Raw genomic sequence first — 16,275 nt, 5'->3', positions numbered from 1 at the left:
TAATGCGAAAGCTTTCGGAAAATCCGCAGAACCCGTTGCTAAGGTAAACGTTTTTTAAACCCGAAAGGTCCAGCTTTAATCAGCTTGCAAGTGATTCTGGCAGTCGTATGTTGAAGTTTGTTTCGTCGAGTTTTTTTCTTCCAAAACTACGCATCCGTCATTCTTTGACGGGGCAACGGATCTCGTCGCCTTCACTTCCGGCCGATGTCATCTTTGCATCGATATTTGCGAACGTCCTGGGGCTGGCAATGCCCTTGGCGATTTTACAGGTTTACGACCGCGTTTTGCCGAATATGGCGACAGACACTTTGCTGGTGCTGATGTCCGGCGTTGTTGTGGTTTTGATTGCGGATGCTGCGATCAAGATTTCCCGGGTCGCTGTCGTTGGGCGTTTGGGGGCAGGGTTTAACCATCAGGCCCATATGGAATTGTTCCGCCGCATTTTGGATGCCGAGCCGGACAGCTTGGCAAAGACACCTGTTTCCGTACAGGTCCACCAACTGCGATCTTTGCAATCGGTGTCCGACCACTACGGCGATCAGGCTCGCTTGTTGGCAATCGACTTGCCCGCTGGCGGGATTTTTCTTGCAGTCTTAATCTTCATTGGTGGACCGTTGGCGTTTGTGCCGGTGGTGCTTTTGTGCGGTTTCATGTTGTTCGCGTTGCGTCGAAACAAAGAGCTGCAAACGGTTGTTGCCGAGCGAGCCGCTCAAGACGACCGCAAGTCCGATTTTGTGCTGGAGGTTCTGACCGGAGCCAAGACAGTCAAAGCGCAGGCGATGGAAGCGCTCATAATGCGCCGGTTCGAGCGGTTGCAGAAAGCGGCTGCCGAACTCAGTGCCCGGTACATGCGGCTTGCGGGCCAGGCGCGCGACGGTTCGGCCCTGTTCGGAACCATGACCACCGTGTTTGTGGTTCTTTGCGGCGCTGCAATGGTGATTGAAGGGCAGTTCAGCATCGGCGGTGTGGCTGCTGCAACACTGCTTTCTGGCCAATTCATTCAGCCGTTCTTGCGGGCTATCAATCAGTGGACGGACTTGCAACGGCTGAAACACGATTATGGCCAGGTGCGAAATCTTTTTGAGCTTCCGGAAGCCGGAGAACGCCAGCCGGTTCTTGGTGAAAACGACGGTTCAATTGTCCTGCAGAATGTTTCTTATCAGAGCAAAGGGGAAGATGCGGAGCTTCTGATCAACGATCTCAGCCTTACGGTTCAGCCGGGCAAATTTATCGGGATCAAAGAAACCGACGGCAGTGGTCTTTCCTACTTGATGAAACTCCTGAATGGGGAGTTACAGCCGACAAGCGGCCAAATCCTGATTGGAGGTCATGATTATTCAGGCTTGATGCAACACGCCTTGCGGGCCCAGGTCGCCTGTGTTGACAGTGAAGCTGCGATTTTCAATGGAACTATATTAGAGAACATCACAATGTTCGGGTCTGTTGCCGACATTTCCCATGCCCGCATGGCAGCTCAATTGATTGGATTTGAAAAAGAAATTCACCTTTTGCCCAAGGGGTATGAGACCACACTTGGCGGCGATCTCGGCGGAAAGATGCCGACGTCAACCTTGCAACGGGTGGCCATTGCCCGCGCGCTCGCAAGTGAACCAAAAATTCTTATTCTCAACGAAGCCAATGCCCATCTGGACCAGGATGCGGAAAAAGGTCTGATTGCAGCTCTTCATCGTCTCAAAGGCTATTTGACGGTTGTAATCGTCACACACCGGCCTTCGCTGCTGGCCGTTGCTGATCAGCAGTTCGAATTTACCAACGGTGCGTTGAAAACGCGGGAAGCAAACCCGCCAAAAACGGAAACCGTCATGCGGCCTGTTTCCTTGGAGATGTCCGCATGAGCCGGCCGTTGTTTGATCTGAAAGACGCAGGTCCGCAGGGCGCTGCTGGTTTCAGTTCCTTGTCCAGTATTGATCGGGATGACGCAGAAGACGCCTGGGACAGCGCATTGCCCGGAGCTGGGGACGGGGATCGAACACCTGCGGAAAAGTGTTTGATACCGCTCTTGCGCGAAATGCACTGGCAAGGCAATGACCGCTTGTTGTTCGAAGCTCTGCCGCACTTTGACCGGGTTGCGACCATTCAGAATTTGCGCGCCGTCTTGGCTCGGCTGAATATCCAAACGGCGCAAATAACAGCCCGGACATCGGTTCTGAATGAAAGCCAGCTTCCTTGTTTGCGATTGGTTGGCGACGACGTTCAGGTCGTGGCCAATCGGACGGAATCTGGCGAATACCGGGTGTATTCTGGCCTGGAAGGCGGGGCTGTCTTGGTGACAGCCGTTGAGCTTGGCAAATCTCAGCTCTTTTCGGTTAAGGAAGAGAGCGATGAGGACCGGCAGACTGCAAGCAAACGCAGTTGGTTTTCCCAGGTCACCCGGCAGTTCCGCGGCAGTATCTTGTCAATCCTTGGAATGGGACTGGTGCTCAACCTGCTGGCTCTCGGGCCGCCGCTCTTCATCATGGCGATTTATGACCGGGCCATGGGAGCAAAAGCCTTTGATGTGTTGCTGACCATGGCGGTTGGCATCGGCATCATTGTTTTGTCCGAAATCGCCTTAAGGCGGACGAAATCAAAATTGCAGGCCTATTTGGGCGGCCGCATTGACGCCATTGTCGGCAATAAAACGTTCGAGCGGATCATGCATTTGCCGTATTCGATGCTTTCCGAAGCGCCGATTGGCACTCAAGTCATGCGGCTGCGCTATTTCGACAGCGTGCGCGATATTTTTCAAAGTTCGCTGTTTAACGCCATCGTGGATCTTCCGTTCAGCGTGATCTTTATTCTGGCAATCTATCTGATCGGCGGTGCAGCAGCAGCTCCACCTTTGATTTTGCTCGGAATTTATACCTTCATGGCGATTTACGTGTTGCCGAAGGTTCAAAAGGAAGTTGCGGCCGTTGGCGAACAGAAGTCCAAACTGAACAGTTTTGTCATCGAGACGTTCCGCAACCAGCGCGCCTTGCGCAATATGTCGGCAGAAGATCTATGGCTCGACCGGTTTTCAGCAATGTCGGCCAATTTCAACCGGCTCAACATTCATGCGCGCCATTTGACCCAGGTGCTGCAGATTGTTTCCCAGACCATGATGACCATCTGTGGAATTTTGGTGTTGGGAATTGGCGCGCTTGCCGTGATGAACGGCGATATGAGCATGGGCGCTTTGATCGCGACTATGGCACTGTCCTGGCGGGTCCTCAACCCCATGAACCAGGCCTTCTTGAGCATTACGCAATTGGCGCAAAGCCGGACCGTGATCGAGCAGATCAACAATCTGATGCAAGTTCCGCTGGAACGCCAGCCGGGCCATTTGCCCAAGATCACCCGTGAAATAAAAGGCGACCTGAAAATCTCGTCGCTGGTGTTGCGCTATCCCGGCGCCAGCGAAGCGGCGCTGAAGGGGCTCGATCTAGTTGTAAAGGACGGCGAGACCCTGGCGACGACCGGGCCGAGTGGTTCTGGGAAAACGGCGATCTTTCAAGCCATTACTGGCTTGTTCCAGCCTCAAGTTGGCTCGATCCTGTTTGATGGGCTGGATGTGCGCCAGCTGGACGCCGGTGAATGGCGGGCTTCAATTGGCTACGCCTCTGATGATCTTGATTTCTTTTACGGCACCGTCAAACAAAATCTTCTCTTGGCAGATCCAGGTGCGCGGGATGCAGATCTTTACCAGGTGACGGATGAGTTGGGGCTGCTGCAATACCTGAATGAAAACTACGAAGGCCTGGAAACCCGGTTGAATGGCGAGGTTCTGCGACGAATTCCTAAAAACATGCAGCAGCGGATCGTTCTGGCGCGGGCCTTTATCAAAAAGGCGCCGCTTTACCTGTTTGACAATCCAGGAACCTATCTCGACTTTGAGGGTGACAAACGGTTCATGGAGATGATCCGGAACCTTCATGGCAAGGCGACGGTGATCATGAGTACTCAGCGCCCCAGCCACATGAAAATCGCGGACCGGGTGGCGATCATGAAGTCTGGCCAGATTGCAATGGTGGGCACACCGGAACAGATCATTCCAGTGATAATGGGGACTCCCCAGCAGGCAAAAGCCGGCTAAACGCCGTTTAGTGATCAGTCTACAAGATTAGGCTCGGGGATCAGATTCAAAGCGCCGATGGCTTTTTGAACATCGTCCGGCCAGATCCAGATGCGGTATTGCAACGGCACGTCCATGTAGCTTTCTGGACCATAAAGCTTGCGGTCGCGCATGTCGGCTGCATAGCGGGAGCGCCATTTGTAGCGGTCTTTGCCGGTTACGCTGTCCCCGTCGACGATCTTTTTGGTGATCGAATAGAGTTTTTCGCACATCCGGTATTCATAGGCCGGCAGGAAATTTTCCGTGCTATATTGCCCGCGATTTTCATTTTCTGCCTTTGTTGCAAGATCCAGATAAAGCGGCAGGTCCAATTCGCCAGGAATATTGGGAAACAGGATGAAGGGCGCCGCCCAGCCGCTGCCGACAAGATCGAGATTGAAGGTTGCGCGCTCGCGGCGGCTCATGGTGTCCCGTTCTTTGCGTGTATAGGAGGGCGAGACATAGGCCAGCAGGCGGTTATAGTTGTCGAAGGCCTTGTCAGCGGTTGCCATGAAAAGCTTGCGCTTGCTGCCGGTTGGCCGGGTCAGGCGTTCGTTGATCCGATTTTTGAACCAGGCGCTGGCCGCCGACCCTTGTTCAAACTGCAGCGTACCTGCAGTACCCGTCTTCAACCGCGGAAGAATGTAGGTAGCAAACTTACTTGAAACCGGAGCTTTGCCGTCTTCGATCCAGCCGGCAAGTTCAAGAAACTTGGCATCGACCTTGGCCGCGCCGTTTTCCGATCGGGCCGTTACTTCTGGGGTGTCGATTGACAGCATCCGGATGGGCATGCGGATGTTGGGCGTGTCGCCATCACTGACATCGGTTAGTGCGCGGGAGCCGAGATTGGGCATAACCGCGCCGGCGGGGGACCAGAGAACTTGAATGGGATCAAACATGACGAGAACCTTCTTTTAAAAACAAAGAAGGGCAAAGTTGTGTGGCAGTCTTGTGACAACCTCAGCGATGGGAGCCTGGTGCCGAGTTTTGTTAAGTCAGGAGCATTGTTTTCAAAACAAACTCTACTGGTATCAAACTTAGTCACGTTTGTTTCGAAGCCGGAGTGAAAGGGGCGTCCCGGATGCTTCAGATCAACCGCTTTATTTCCTCACGCGTTTGTAAGAGCAGCTCCGCCAATTTGTCCTTCATGGCGTCAAACCGATGAGACGGAACCGGAACCGAGACCGCATAGATAAGGCCCATTGGATCAGAAAACGCAAAACCGGCCGCGGAGATCCCATCTGTGTGTTCCATAAAATCCCAGGCGATGCCGGTTTCCCGGACATCCTCGATTTCCTTCAAAAAGGCGGAGAGGGGGCGGGCATCCTCGCCGGCAGCTTTAAGCTCCGGGGCCGCGACTGTGACCAGCTGATCATCATCCATAAGGGCCAGAACCGCCTTGCCGTTGGCGGTTGTGGTCATTGGAAAAACCTCGCCGACCGCAGAGACGGTTCTAAGGCGGTGCGATCCAATCACCTGATCGACGAAAACCATATGATCATCCCGGAAAACGGCTAGGTCGACGGTTTCCTGAGTTGCTTTTGACAGTTCTGTGAGCACTGGCCTGACCAGCTCGGCCATATTGATACGTCCGGCTGCAGCGAGTGACTGGATTTCAGAACCAAGGCGCAAACCACCTTCTGCCGAAGAAGCCATGACAAGACGTTCTGCAAGAAGCGCGTTGACAATTCTCTGTACCGTAGAGCGGGGCAGATGTACGCGCTCGGCTATTTGCCCAAGGCTCAGTCCGGAATTGTCTAGCTTTAGGATGCGCAAAATCTCAGCTGCGCGGGAGATGACCTGAACACCCTGATTCGATTGTGGTTTTCTCTCGATATTCATGGTTTTCCGCCCTCTAACCATCCCTGTCCACCCATATCGATCTTGCCGCGATACAGACGATCTTTCCTGCATATAGGCAAGTTTTCCCGACCTGTCGAGAAATTCGCTTGACCACAATATGATACATCTGTACCGTTTAGCAATACAGATTAGCTCTGACCGCCGGGAGGAAACGATGACGGTTACGATTCGCGGGATCGATTTTCAGGAAAACCTGAACAATGACATGGGTGTAGAGTTCTATAACCTCTCTCACCGCTACGGCTTCCAGTGCCCGAACTGGCCGTATTTCAAAGATGTGCAGATCGACCGGAAGCACTACATGGCCAAGTCCGGTGTGCTGTCTCAGACGATCACCACCACCATGCATGTGACCACCCACATTGATGCTCCGGCGCACGTGGTGCAGGGCACACCGTTCATTGATGAAGTGCCTCTGCCGCACTTCTTTGGCTCAGGTCTCGTCGTCTCAATCCCGAAAGAAAAATGGGAGCCGATCACCGGTGACGATCTGGAAAAAGCATGCGGTCACGCCATCCGCAAGAATGATGTGCTGATCATCAACACCGGCTGGCACAAGCAATATGAAGATGGCGACTATTTTGCCTACTGCCCGGGTCTTGTTCCGTCGGCCGCCGACTGGATGGTCGAAAAGGGCATCAAGGTGGTTGGCCACGACACCCAGGCCAACGACCACCCGCTGGCAACCGCAATCGGTCCGCAACGCAATGGCCCCATCCTGCCGCACCTGGAAGAAGAATATAAGGAATGGTCCGGCGGCCGGGACTGGAAAGACGATTTCCCGGAGTGGGAGCCGGTCCATCAGAAGCTCTTCAGTAACGGCATTCTCGGTATTGAGAATGTTGGCGGCGACCTGGATGCGGTCACCGGCAAACGCTGTACTTTTGCGTTCTTCCCCTGGAATTGGGATCGCGGCGACGGCTGCATCATCCGCCTGGTGGCAATGATCGACAAGGGCCAGCAGTACCGCATTGAAGCGGGCGAATCCTTCTAATTGAAAATTGTACCGGCCGTTTATAGCGGCCGGGCATTCGGCACGGTCTCTGGGAGGAGCAGATGCATATAAAGCGTTTTGAAGACGCTGCGCCCTATGAGGCGCCCAACCACCGCGATGTTGTCGGGTTGCGTCTGCAAGGATTTGAAGAGGGCGGCCCTGAAAACCAATGGGTGGGCCTAAGTCAATTTCTTCCAAGTGGCGGTGCTGGACCCGATTCAACACCCTTTGAAAAGGTCTATGTCGTTCTTGAAGGCGAAATGACCGTTGAGACAGGTGGTACGGAAGCCGTTTTGAAAAAATACGACAGCTGCACCATCGCACCGGGGGAAGTGAGAACCCTGGAAAATCGGTCCAATCATACTTGCACGATGCTGGTCGTCATTCCCTATCCGCCGGAGGCAAACTAATGGCAGACAGCTGGAAAAATCCTTTAGGCATGTTTGATGTTGCCGGAAAAGTGGCATTGATTACGGGTGCATCCGGTGCCTTCGGCGCAGTCGCGGCAAAAGCCCTGGCAGGAGCAGGCTGCAAACTGGTACTGGCCGCCGGGAATGAAACAGCATTGGCAGACGTTGCTGCTGATTGTCAGAAATTGGGCGCGGAAGTTGCTAAAGTTGCAATCCGCCCGAGCGATGAAGCGGCCTGCACTCGGCTAGTGGATGTGGCTACGGAAAAGTTCGGAGCGCTGGATATACTGGTCGTCGCCTCCGGCATGAACAAAGTGGCTAAGATCGATGCGCTGACACCAGGCGATTTCGAAGGCGTGATGGACGCCAATGTCACCCAGTCTTGGCTTCTGGCACGCGCTGCAACCGTTCAGATGAAAACCCAGGAAACCGGCGGCAAGATTGTTCTTGTCTCCTCGGCCCGCGGTCTATTAGGGCACCCGGCCGGCTATACGGCTTATTGCGCTTCAAAAGCTGCGGTTGACGGCATCACCAAGGCCCTTGGCTGCGAGCTGGGCGAAGACAACATAACGGTCAACGCCATCGCGCCGACTGTCTTCCGTTCTCCGCTGACCGCCTGGATGTTTGAAGACGACGACAAGGCGAAAGGATTCCGTGACGGTTTCCTGGCCCGCGTGCCGAAAGGGCGATTGGGCGAACCGGAAGACCTGATCGGTCCGCTGTTGTTCCTCAGCTCCAAAGCGTCTGATTTCTACACCGGTCATATTCTTTATGCCGATGGCGGTTACACGGCGGGTTAGATGATGGCAGCGGCACTCAACATATCCGTTCTTGGCGCCGGGCTGATGGGGCATGGTATTGCCCTGACCTTTGCCCGCGCCGGCCATAAGGTGAAGGTCTATGACCCCTTCGCCGAGAGCCTGGAAACACTTCAAAGCCGGGTGGCGGCCAGCCTGGACGCAATGGGCGTTGGCAACGGGGAACTCAAGGCAACGCTGGAGCGCATTCAGGCCGAAGGCGAAGTCAGTGCCTGTGTCGCAGAGGCCGATTTTGTCTTTGAAGCAGCGCCTGAAAAGCCGGAGCTGAAGAAGGCATTGTTCAAGGATGTTGAACAACATGCCCCGCTCAGCGCGATCTTGTGCTCCAACACCTCCGTCATCCCGATCACCACCATCATGTCGGACCTGACGGACAAGAGCCGGGCGGTTGGTACCCACTGGTGGAACCCGCCGCATATGATCCCGCTTGTGGAGGTGATCCGGACGGAGTGGACCTCGGAGACGACTGTTGAGGAGACGGTCAACTTGTTGGACGCGGTCGGCAAAACCCCCGTCCGTGTCGAAAAGGACGTTGCCGGTTTTATCGGTAATCGTCTGCAGCACGCCATGTGGCGCGAGGCCATTTATCTCGTAGAAAGCGGCGTGTGTACGGCGGAGGCGGTTGATCAGGTGGTCAATGCCAGCTTTGGCCGCCGGCTATCGGTTCTAGGGCCACTCGCCAATGCGGATCTGGTAGGCACCGATCTGACCCTCGACATTCATGAAAACGTTTTGGCCGACTTGGACAGCCGGCCGGCACCTTCCCCTTATCTGCGCGAGCTGGTCGATGCCGGCAAGCTTGGCATGAAAAGCGGCGAAGGCTTCATGAGCTGGACACCGGAGGAGGCGGAGGAGCTCCGCCAAAGTGTTGCAGCTCACCTGCGGAGGCTTGAAACGATCTTAACGTAACGGTTTGCGCACCACACCAGGCTCATCCGGGAGGAGTGACGATGACGCTGAATGGGAAGAAACTAAATATCAGCCGCCGCGGTTTTTTGGGCGGAGCAACAGCTGCATTGGCCGCACCGGCCATCCTGACTAGGACCCGGGCCTATGCCGCCGATCCGGTCATCAAGATTGGCCATATCAGCCCGCGCACCGGGCCGCTGGCCGGATTCGCCGAAGCCGATGATTACGTGCTTGAAGGCATCAAGGCAGCGCTTTCAGGCGGGATTGAAAACAATGGCAAGACCTATCAGGTGGAGATCCTGTCAAAGGACAGCCAATCGAACCCGAACCGGGCAGCGGAAGTCGCCTCTGAGCTGATCCTCGGGGATGAAGTCGATATCATCGTTGCTGCTTCAACGCCGGACACCACCAATCCGGTATCGGATCAGGCGGAACTTAATGAAGTTCCGTGCATCACCACCGATTGCCCTTGGCAGCCGTACTTCTTTGGCCGGAACGGTGATCCAGCGGTCGGCTTTGACTACACCTACCATTTCTTCTGGGGCCTGGAAGACGTCATCAATGCCTTCCTCGACCTCTGGGGGCAAAGCGGTGCCGCAAAAACCGTAGGCGGTTTGTTCCCGAATGATGCCGATGGCAATGCGTGGGGTGACGAAATTCATGGGTTCCCGCCAGCGCTGGCCGGGCAGGGCTTTCAGTTGGTTGATCCGGGCCGGTATCAGCCCCTGACAGATGATTTCACATCACAGATATCCGCCTTTAAGGAAGCCGGATGTGAGATCGTCACCGGCAATATGATCCCGCCGGACTTTGGTACATTCTGGTCCCAAGCGGCGCAGCAGGGGTTCCATCCGAAGGTGGTGACCATCGGTAAAGCACTGCTGTTCCCGTCGGTGATTGAATCGCTTGGCGATCGCGGGGACGGTTTGACCTCTGAAATCTGGTGGTCGCCGGATCATCCGTTCTCCTCCTCGCTGACGGGTGTCAGCGCGAAAGATCTGGCGAATGGCTATACGGCTGCTTCCAACCGGCCATGGACCCAACCGATTGGCTTCAAACACGCCTTGTTTGAAGTGACATCGGACGTCATCCGGCGGTCGGCGGACCTTGAAGATCCAGCGGCGATCCTCGATGCAATCAGAAAAACAAAACTGTCAACCGTCGTTGGCCCGGTGGATTGGAGCAGCGGACCGGTGCGGAACGTAACCAAAACGCCTCTTGTTGCCGGTCAGTGGCAAAAGGGCGCGGACGGGTTCGATCTTGTCATCACCGCGAACCGCAGTGCACCTTTCATACCCACCACAGGTGAACTGAAACTCCTGTCCTAACTCCGGGACTGGCGCACAGCCATTGTCGGCTGTGCGCCGCCAGTCAAGTCGAAGGTATCCATGTCAGCGGTTTTAGAACTGAACGGCGTTTCCAAGGCATATGGTGCGATCACCGTCGCCGACGATCTGACCTACAAGCTTGGTCACGGCGAAGCACTGGGTGTGATCGGGCCGAACGGCGCGGGGAAAACCTCCATGTTCAATCTGATCACAGGAACTGTCCGGGCCGACAGCGGCCAGGTGGTCCTGGATGGACAGGATGTCACGCGCCACTCCGCTGCAAAACGGTGCAGGGCAGGGGTGGCCCGGTCCTTTCAAATTCCGCAGCCGTTTTCCGGAATGACCGTTTTTGAAAACACGCTCGTGTCCGCGACCCACGGCACACAAAACAGCTTGGCCGAAGCCAACCGGCATTGCCTGGAGGTTCTGGAGCTGACGGGGCTGATCGGCAAGGCCAATGACCTTTCCGGCAAGCTGACACTGTTGGGCCGCAAGCGCCTGGAATTGGCGCGCGCCCTCTGCGCAAGGCCGAAAGTTCTGCTTTTGGATGAGATCGCCGGAGGGCTGACCGAAAAGGAATGCCACGATCTGGTTGAGACCATCAACACCATCCGGAAAACCGGTCTGTCCATCATCTGGATTGAGCATATCGTGCATGCGCTCCTCTCCGTTGTTGACCGGCTGATTGTGATCGACTTCGGCAAGAAGATTGCTGAAGGCGATCCCAAGGAAACCATGGCCAGCCAGGCTGTGCAGGAGATCTACATGGGAGTGGATGCTGATGCCTGAGGCTCTCTTGTCGACTATGGGGTTGGAAGCGCACTACGGCGATTTCCAAGCCCTGTTCGGTATCTCCATCGATGTGTATCCCGGCGAAGTGATCGCCGTGATTGGTGCCAATGGCGCCGGCAAGACCACCTTGATGCGCTCGATCACCGGACTTTTGCAGAACAAGCCCGACATGGTTCAGTGGCGCGGCGAGGCAATAGGTGCGCTACGGGCCGACCAGGTCGCCCACCGCGGCCTTGCCATGGTGCCGGAAGGCCGGCAGCTGTTTCAGTCTTTGTCGGTTGAGGAAAACCTGATCATCGGCGGACAAATGGGGCGCAAAGGACCCTGGTCGCTTGAGAAGGTCTTTGAGCTCTTCCCGATCCTGAAAGAACGGCGGAACGTACCATCCACCGCGCTGTCCGGCGGGCAGCAGCAAATGGTTGCGATCGGCCGGGCACTGATGTCCAATCCGGAAATTCTTCTCTTTGACGAGATCAGTCTTGGTCTCGCACCCATCGTCATCAAGTCCATCTACGACGCGTTGCCAGCCATCATCGGCGAGGGCATGAGCGCGATTATCGTCGAACAGGACATTGCCAAGGCTCTGAGTGTCTCAAGCCGTGTTTATTGCATTCAGGAAGGCCGCATTTCATTGGAAGGCGCGCCGGAAACGCTGACCCGCGAGCAGGTTAGCGCTGCCTATTTCGGAGTTTGAGATGGATTGGATCAACGCCATCGTCCAAGGGATCTTGCTTGGCGGGCTTTATGCGCTCTTTGCCGCCGGTCTCTCCCTGATCTTCGGGGTCATGCGCCTGGTGAACATCGCCCACGGCGACTTTATCGTCCTGGCAGCTTTCCTTGGACTGTCAATTACATCCGTGCTGGGTGTTTCGCCGTTGATGGCGCTGTTTCTTGTCGTGCCGCTGATGGGTGCGATTGGCTATGTGTTGCAGCGGGGTGTCCTCAACCAGACACTCGGCGACGACATCCTGCCACCGCTTCTCGTTACCTTTGGCCTGTCTGTGATCATCCAGAACGGACTTCTGGAAGTCTACAGCGCCGATCCGCAAAAGATGAGCGCCGGGGCCATTGAAACAGCCAGCATCGCAGTGCCCGGCGGGATCAACATCGGCGTGCTACCGCTCCTGATGTTTATTGTCGCCGTGGCGGTGATCGCCGGACTTCAATGGGTGTTTTACCGCTCCGCGCTTGGGCGGGCGTTCCGGGCGGTGTCCGACAAACAGGACATTGCCCAGCTGATGGGTCTCAACAAGGCGCATGTCTTTGGCCTAGCGATGGCCTTGGCGCTCGCTGTTGTCGGGATTGCAGGTGTGTTTCTTGGCATCCGCACCAGCTTTGACCCGTCAATCGGGCCAGGCCGTCTGATCTTTGGCTTTGAAGCGGTGATTATCGGCGGGCTCGGCAACCTTTGGGGTACCTTGATCGGCGGGATTATCCTCGGTGTCAGCCAAAACATTGGCGCTCAGATCAATCCGGGTTGGCAGCTTCTGGCCGGCCATATCGCCTTCCTGTTTGTCCTTGCCGTGCGCCCGCGTGGCCTGTTTCCGAGGATCGACTGATCATGTCAGACGCAACTTACTCCATTTCGCGATCCTCTTCGGCAAGCCGGGCTGGCGCTGTTATTGGTGTTCTGGTCCTTGTTGGCCTTATCGCCGCACCCTGGTGGGCCGGACGAGCCGACCTGCGCCTCTTCAGCGAGATATTCCTTTATCTTTCCTTGGCGTGCCTTTGGAACCTTTTGGCCGGATATGCCGGTCTGGTTTCGGTCGGTCAGCAGGCGTTTGTCGGTTTTGGCGGTTACATGCTGTTTGCCCTGGCAATGTTCACCGGCATGTCGCCGCTGGCCGCCATTCCGCTTGCCGGTGTTCTCGGGGCGTTGATTGCCGTTCCGGTCGCCCTGCTGATCTTCCGTTTGCGCGGGGCCTATTTCGCTATTGGAACCTGGGTGATTGCGGAAGTGTTCCGCCTGTCTTTCGCGCAAGTCTCAGCGCTTGGTGGTGGGTCCGGCACCAGTCTGCCGATCGCTGTGGTCAAATCGATGGCCTCCAGCCGGTCGATGCGGGAAGCCACCACCTATTGGCTTGCGCTCGGCATGGCGGTTCTGGTGCTGACGGCGATTTATCTGCTGTTGCGATCCCGCAAAGGTTTGGCACTGACGGCGATCCGGGACAGCGAAGTCGCCTCCCAGAGCTTCGGCATCGATATTTGGCGCAACAAGTTCTTCGTCTATGTCGGTGCAGCCGGTCTGACGGCCATGACCGGTGCTCTGATCTTCCTGCAAAAGTTGAGAATTTCGCCGGATGCGGCCTTTAGCGTCAACGATTGGACAGCCTTCGTCATTTTCATCGTTGTCATTGGCGGTATCGGCACGCTGGAAGGTCCGATTATCGGGGTGATTGTCTTCTTCTTGCTGCGCGAACTGCTGGCGGACCTCGGCACCACCTATCTCCTGATCCTCGGGCTTGTTGCCATTGTCGTCATGCTGAAGGCGCCCAAAGGGATCTGGGGCATCATCAAGGACCGGACTGGGCTGGAACTCTTCCCGCTGTCGCGCCGTGTCGTCAAAACAGAAAATGACTAGGAGAGGCGCATGGCCCGCAACAAACAAAAGACGATCATCACCTGTGCGGTGACTGGGGCGATCCATACGCCGACCATGTCCGATGCGCTGCCCTATACCTATGATGACATTGCAGCGCAGGCGATTGAAGCCGCGGAAGCTGGCGCATCGATCCTGCATCTTCATGCCCGCAACAATGAAACCGGTGCGCCGTCGGTCGATCCTGCGGACTTCGCCCCCTTCCTGCCGCGCATCAAACAGGCGACAGATGCGGTGATAAACATTTCGACCGGAGGTTCGCTGACGCTCTCCATCCAGGACCGGATCCGCCCGGCGGCGACTTTCAGCGCTGAAATGTGTTCCATGAACATGGGCAGCATGAATTTCTCATTCCATCCGCTCGCCAAACGGTACGACAGCTGGAAATTCGACTGGGAAAAGGATTATGTAGCCAATTCCGATGGCAATATCTTCCGCAACACCTTCAAGGACATTCAGGAAGCGGCCGAAACACTCGCGCCGCATGACATCAAGTTCGAGCATGAGTGTTATGACGTCGGCCATCTCTACAATCTGAAATTCTGCATGGACATCGGGCTTTTCAAGGCGCCGATTTTCATCCAGTTCGTCATGGGCATACTGGGAGGTATCGGCGCTGACATCGACAATCTTCTCTTTATGAAAAAGACGGCTGACAAGCTCTTCGGTGACGATTACCGCTGGTCCATTCTTGCGGCAGGCAACGCCCAGATCCCAATGGCGACAACAGCCAGCCAGATGGGCGGCAATGTCCGCGTTGGCCTGGAAGACAGTCTCTTCATAAGCCGCGGGCAATTGGCAGAGTCCAACGCGCAGCAAGTCTCGAAAATCCGGCGGATCGTGGAAGAACTTGGGAATGAAGTTGCCACACCGGATGAGGCGCGGGAAATCCTGGATCTAAAGGGCGGAGACCGGACAGCTTTTTGATCCGCTTGCCGTTCCTTCAGTTAGCTGGTTTCATTCAGGCATAAGTTGGGTGCTCTCGGGGGAAATCCGACCCTGCAGTGTGAAGCGATCAGATGGAACATCCAACAAATTCAACGGCTATGACACACTTCACCGGACGCATTTCCGGACGTGGGATTCGTCAATAATCGTCGCAAGAAACGGCAAGGGCGCTGAATTGAACGAAAAACTCTCGGCGGCAATCTGGAAACTCAAGGCGGACCCACGATACAAAGAAGCCGCTTATGCTGTTCATGCACAGTTTAAGGAGTGGCAACCGCACCAGTAGGCATTGGGTTGGGCCGATAAACACGATAGAGACCCATTTTTTGTTTCTGTGTGGAAGAGTGCAAACGGCCTGTTTTGCTTCAGCTTTGCACCACCAGCTGGTTCCGGCCTTTTTGTTTTGCCTTATACATCAACCGGTCGACCCGGTCTAAAGCGGCTTCGAAGTCATCTTCAGGATCGACCAGTGCCAGCCCTGCAGATAATGTAACCGATCCAATGGTGTTTCCTTGCCGCCGGTTGATCAATTTTTGTTTTCCAACACTGACAAGAACCGTATCGACAACGGAAAGACAGGCGCCTTTATCTGCGCTCTTGAAAAGGATCGCGAATTCTTCACCGCCATACCGGCACAAAATGTCGTCTCCCTTGATGAGGTGTTGGATGGCAGTTGCGACCAATTTCAGAACCTGATCACCGACAATATGGCCTTGACTATCATTGATCCGTTTAAAATGGTCGATGTCCAACAGCGCCAAATAATACGGACCGTGATGCCGGGCACTCCGGGCGGAAAACTCGGCTTCCAGATACCGGCGGTTTGAGATCCCGGTCAAAGAGTCGGTAAAGACTTCATTCTGGCTGGCTGCAAGTTCTTGTTCCAATGCGTTGGTGCGGTCCAAAATTTCCGTGAGATTTTCAGTCAATGCGCGGACCAGTTTTTCTTGTTTTTTTGTGTGCTCAGATTTGGCAAAAATCTCAACGGATGATTCTGCGGATGACCGGATGGCGTCTAAGTGCCCTCGCGATCGCTGCATAGATTCAAATTGTTTTTCGGGGCTAACTTTAGTCTGCAGCAAATTTTCATAGACAAAATGCAGTGTTTTGTCCGTCAAGCCTTCTTCGCTTGCCTTCAAGCGCTCGACTTCTTTGGCGACCTGCGAGGTGGGCGCCGTCAAATATAGGTGCAGCACATGAAAGATTTTGGGGTCACAGCTGAGTGCGTGGCGATTGATCTCTGCCACCACCTGATTACAAACAAACGGCATGAGCTAGTGCACCGGATCATGGATTCTTTTATCTGATCTGAGACTAACGCCAATACCTTGCTTGCACTAGCTGAAAGTGCCGCGCCTCAGGCATTGCTGAGGGTAATCATAAGAAATGAGAAAAAATTGGCTGGGGAACCTGGATTCTCAGCCAATTAAAACAAGCCTTTTACATAAAACAATAAATGACCGTTCAGGATGCCCGATGAGGACCACATTAGTGCCGCGGTTTTGGGTGTCAGTCAAGGCA

At 55.2% G+C, this 16,275-nt stretch carries 15 protein-coding genes; 12 read left to right on the top strand and 3 right to left on the bottom strand.

The window, feature by feature from the left end; translation table 11 throughout:
* The first annotated feature begins 107 nt into the window (after positions 1-107).
* Both FJ695_RS18685 and FJ695_RS18680 read left to right on the top strand, forming a co-directional pair.
* Entirely contained in the window at positions 108-1,856 is a 1,749-nt protein-coding gene (locus FJ695_RS18685) for a peptidase domain-containing ABC transporter (RefSeq protein WP_141186850.1), read from the top strand.
* Positions 1,853-4,075 (top strand): peptidase domain-containing ABC transporter, encoded by a 2,223-nt coding sequence (locus FJ695_RS18680; RefSeq protein WP_141186849.1) that lies wholly within the window; start codon positions 1,853-1,855, stop codon positions 4,073-4,075. Before FJ695_RS18685 ends, FJ695_RS18680 begins: the two co-directional genes overlap by 4 nt.
* Positions 4,076-4,089: 14 nt before the next feature.
* Here FJ695_RS18680 and FJ695_RS18675 read toward each other — a convergent pair whose 3' ends face one another.
* Positions 4,090-4,992, bottom strand: a complete 903-nt coding sequence (locus FJ695_RS18675) for a nuclease (RefSeq protein ID WP_141186848.1) — start codon at positions 4,990-4,992, stop codon at positions 4,090-4,092.
* Positions 4,993-5,179: 187 nt separating this feature from the next.
* Entirely contained in the window at positions 5,180-5,935 is a 756-nt protein-coding gene (locus FJ695_RS18670) for an IclR family transcriptional regulator (protein WP_168206421.1), read from the bottom strand.
* A gap of 175 nt (positions 5,936-6,110) precedes the next feature.
* Here FJ695_RS18670 and FJ695_RS18665 point away from each other — a divergent pair, with 175 nt between their 5' ends.
* The 10 genes from FJ695_RS18665 to FJ695_RS18620 all read left to right on the top strand — a co-directional run bounded on the left by FJ695_RS18665 (position 6,111) and on the right by FJ695_RS18620 (position 14,733).
* Positions 6,111-6,950, top strand: coding sequence for a cyclase family protein (locus FJ695_RS18665; RefSeq protein ID WP_141186846.1), 840 nt, complete (start codon positions 6,111-6,113; stop codon positions 6,948-6,950).
* A 62-nt stretch (positions 6,951-7,012) separates the two neighbouring features.
* Positions 7,013-7,360, top strand: coding sequence for a cupin domain-containing protein (locus tag FJ695_RS18660; protein WP_141186845.1), 348 nt, complete (start codon positions 7,013-7,015; stop codon positions 7,358-7,360).
* Positions 7,360-8,160: an SDR family NAD(P)-dependent oxidoreductase gene (locus tag FJ695_RS18655; protein ID WP_141186844.1), complete on the top strand. Its 801-nt coding sequence runs from the start codon at positions 7,360-7,362 to the stop codon at positions 8,158-8,160. The genes FJ695_RS18660 and FJ695_RS18655 overlap by 1 nt, the downstream gene beginning before the upstream one ends.
* Positions 8,161-9,087 carry a 3-hydroxyacyl-CoA dehydrogenase family protein gene (locus tag FJ695_RS18650; protein ID WP_209010717.1) on the top strand — a complete coding sequence of 309 codons (927 nt, stop codon included), beginning with the start codon at positions 8,161-8,163 and terminating at the stop codon, positions 9,085-9,087.
* Between the two features lie 41 nt (positions 9,088-9,128).
* Positions 9,129-10,415, top strand: a complete 1,287-nt coding sequence (locus FJ695_RS18645) for an ABC transporter substrate-binding protein (protein ID WP_141186843.1) — start codon at positions 9,129-9,131, stop codon at positions 10,413-10,415.
* Between the two features lie 60 nt (positions 10,416-10,475).
* Positions 10,476-11,204 (top strand): ABC transporter ATP-binding protein, encoded by a 729-nt coding sequence (locus FJ695_RS18640; protein ID WP_141186842.1) that lies wholly within the window; start codon positions 10,476-10,478, stop codon positions 11,202-11,204.
* Positions 11,191-11,901, top strand: coding sequence for an ABC transporter ATP-binding protein (locus FJ695_RS18635; RefSeq protein WP_141186841.1), 711 nt, complete (start codon positions 11,191-11,193; stop codon positions 11,899-11,901). The genes FJ695_RS18640 and FJ695_RS18635 overlap by 14 nt, the downstream gene beginning before the upstream one ends.
* A 1-nt stretch (position 11,902) precedes the next feature.
* The gene (locus FJ695_RS18630; protein ID WP_141186840.1) at positions 11,903-12,766 is read left to right on the top strand and encodes a branched-chain amino acid ABC transporter permease; all 864 of its coding nucleotides are present in this window, start codon (positions 11,903-11,905) and stop codon (positions 12,764-12,766) included.
* 2 nt (positions 12,767-12,768) lie between these two features.
* Positions 12,769-13,788, top strand: coding sequence for a branched-chain amino acid ABC transporter permease (locus FJ695_RS18625; RefSeq protein WP_141186839.1), 1,020 nt, complete (start codon positions 12,769-12,771; stop codon positions 13,786-13,788).
* Between the two features lie 9 nt (positions 13,789-13,797).
* A complete protein-coding gene (locus tag FJ695_RS18620) occupies positions 13,798-14,733 on the top strand; it encodes a 3-keto-5-aminohexanoate cleavage protein (RefSeq protein ID WP_141186838.1) in 936 nt (311 codons plus the stop codon).
* Positions 14,734-15,119: 386 nt separating this feature from the next.
* Here the strand turns inward: FJ695_RS18620 and FJ695_RS18615 are convergent, their stop codons facing one another.
* The gene (locus tag FJ695_RS18615) at positions 15,120-16,025 is read right to left on the bottom strand and encodes a GGDEF domain-containing protein (protein ID WP_141186837.1); all 906 of its coding nucleotides are present in this window, start codon (positions 16,023-16,025) and stop codon (positions 15,120-15,122) included.
* Positions 16,026-16,275 lie beyond the last annotated feature (250 nt).

The sequence above is a fragment of the Labrenzia sp. PHM005 genome, from assembly GCF_006517275.1.
Taxonomy (GTDB): domain Bacteria; phylum Pseudomonadota; class Alphaproteobacteria; order Rhizobiales; family Stappiaceae; genus Roseibium.
Note: the sequence above shows the minus strand (reverse complement) of the source record. Positions and strands in the feature narration are given on the sequence as shown.

Coding starts and splice junctions, on each gene's coding strand:
- FJ695_RS18685 (WP_141186850.1), top strand. CDS start 108: ATGTTGAAGTTTGTTTCGTCGAGTTTTTTTCTTCCAAAACTACGCATC.
- FJ695_RS18680 (WP_141186849.1), top strand. CDS start 1,853: ATGAGCCGGCCGTTGTTTGATCTGAAAGACGCAGGTCCGCAGGGCGCT.
- FJ695_RS18675 (WP_141186848.1), bottom strand. CDS start 4,992: ATGTTTGATCCCATTCAAGTTCTCTGGTCCCCCGCCGGCGCGGTTATG.
- FJ695_RS18670 (WP_168206421.1), bottom strand. CDS start 5,935: ATGAATATCGAGAGAAAACCACAATCGAATCAGGGTGTTCAGGTCATC.
- FJ695_RS18665 (WP_141186846.1), top strand. CDS start 6,111: ATGACGGTTACGATTCGCGGGATCGATTTTCAGGAAAACCTGAACAAT.
- FJ695_RS18660 (WP_141186845.1), top strand. CDS start 7,013: ATGCATATAAAGCGTTTTGAAGACGCTGCGCCCTATGAGGCGCCCAAC.
- FJ695_RS18655 (WP_141186844.1), top strand. CDS start 7,360: ATGGCAGACAGCTGGAAAAATCCTTTAGGCATGTTTGATGTTGCCGGA.
- FJ695_RS18650 (WP_209010717.1), top strand. CDS start 8,161: ATGATGGCAGCGGCACTCAACATATCCGTTCTTGGCGCCGGGCTGATG.
- FJ695_RS18645 (WP_141186843.1), top strand. CDS start 9,129: ATGACGCTGAATGGGAAGAAACTAAATATCAGCCGCCGCGGTTTTTTG.
- FJ695_RS18640 (WP_141186842.1), top strand. CDS start 10,476: ATGTCAGCGGTTTTAGAACTGAACGGCGTTTCCAAGGCATATGGTGCG.
- FJ695_RS18635 (WP_141186841.1), top strand. CDS start 11,191: ATGCTGATGCCTGAGGCTCTCTTGTCGACTATGGGGTTGGAAGCGCAC.
- FJ695_RS18630 (WP_141186840.1), top strand. CDS start 11,903: ATGGATTGGATCAACGCCATCGTCCAAGGGATCTTGCTTGGCGGGCTT.
- FJ695_RS18625 (WP_141186839.1), top strand. CDS start 12,769: ATGTCAGACGCAACTTACTCCATTTCGCGATCCTCTTCGGCAAGCCGG.
- FJ695_RS18620 (WP_141186838.1), top strand. CDS start 13,798: ATGGCCCGCAACAAACAAAAGACGATCATCACCTGTGCGGTGACTGGG.
- FJ695_RS18615 (WP_141186837.1), bottom strand. CDS start 16,025: ATGCCGTTTGTTTGTAATCAGGTGGTGGCAGAGATCAATCGCCACGCA.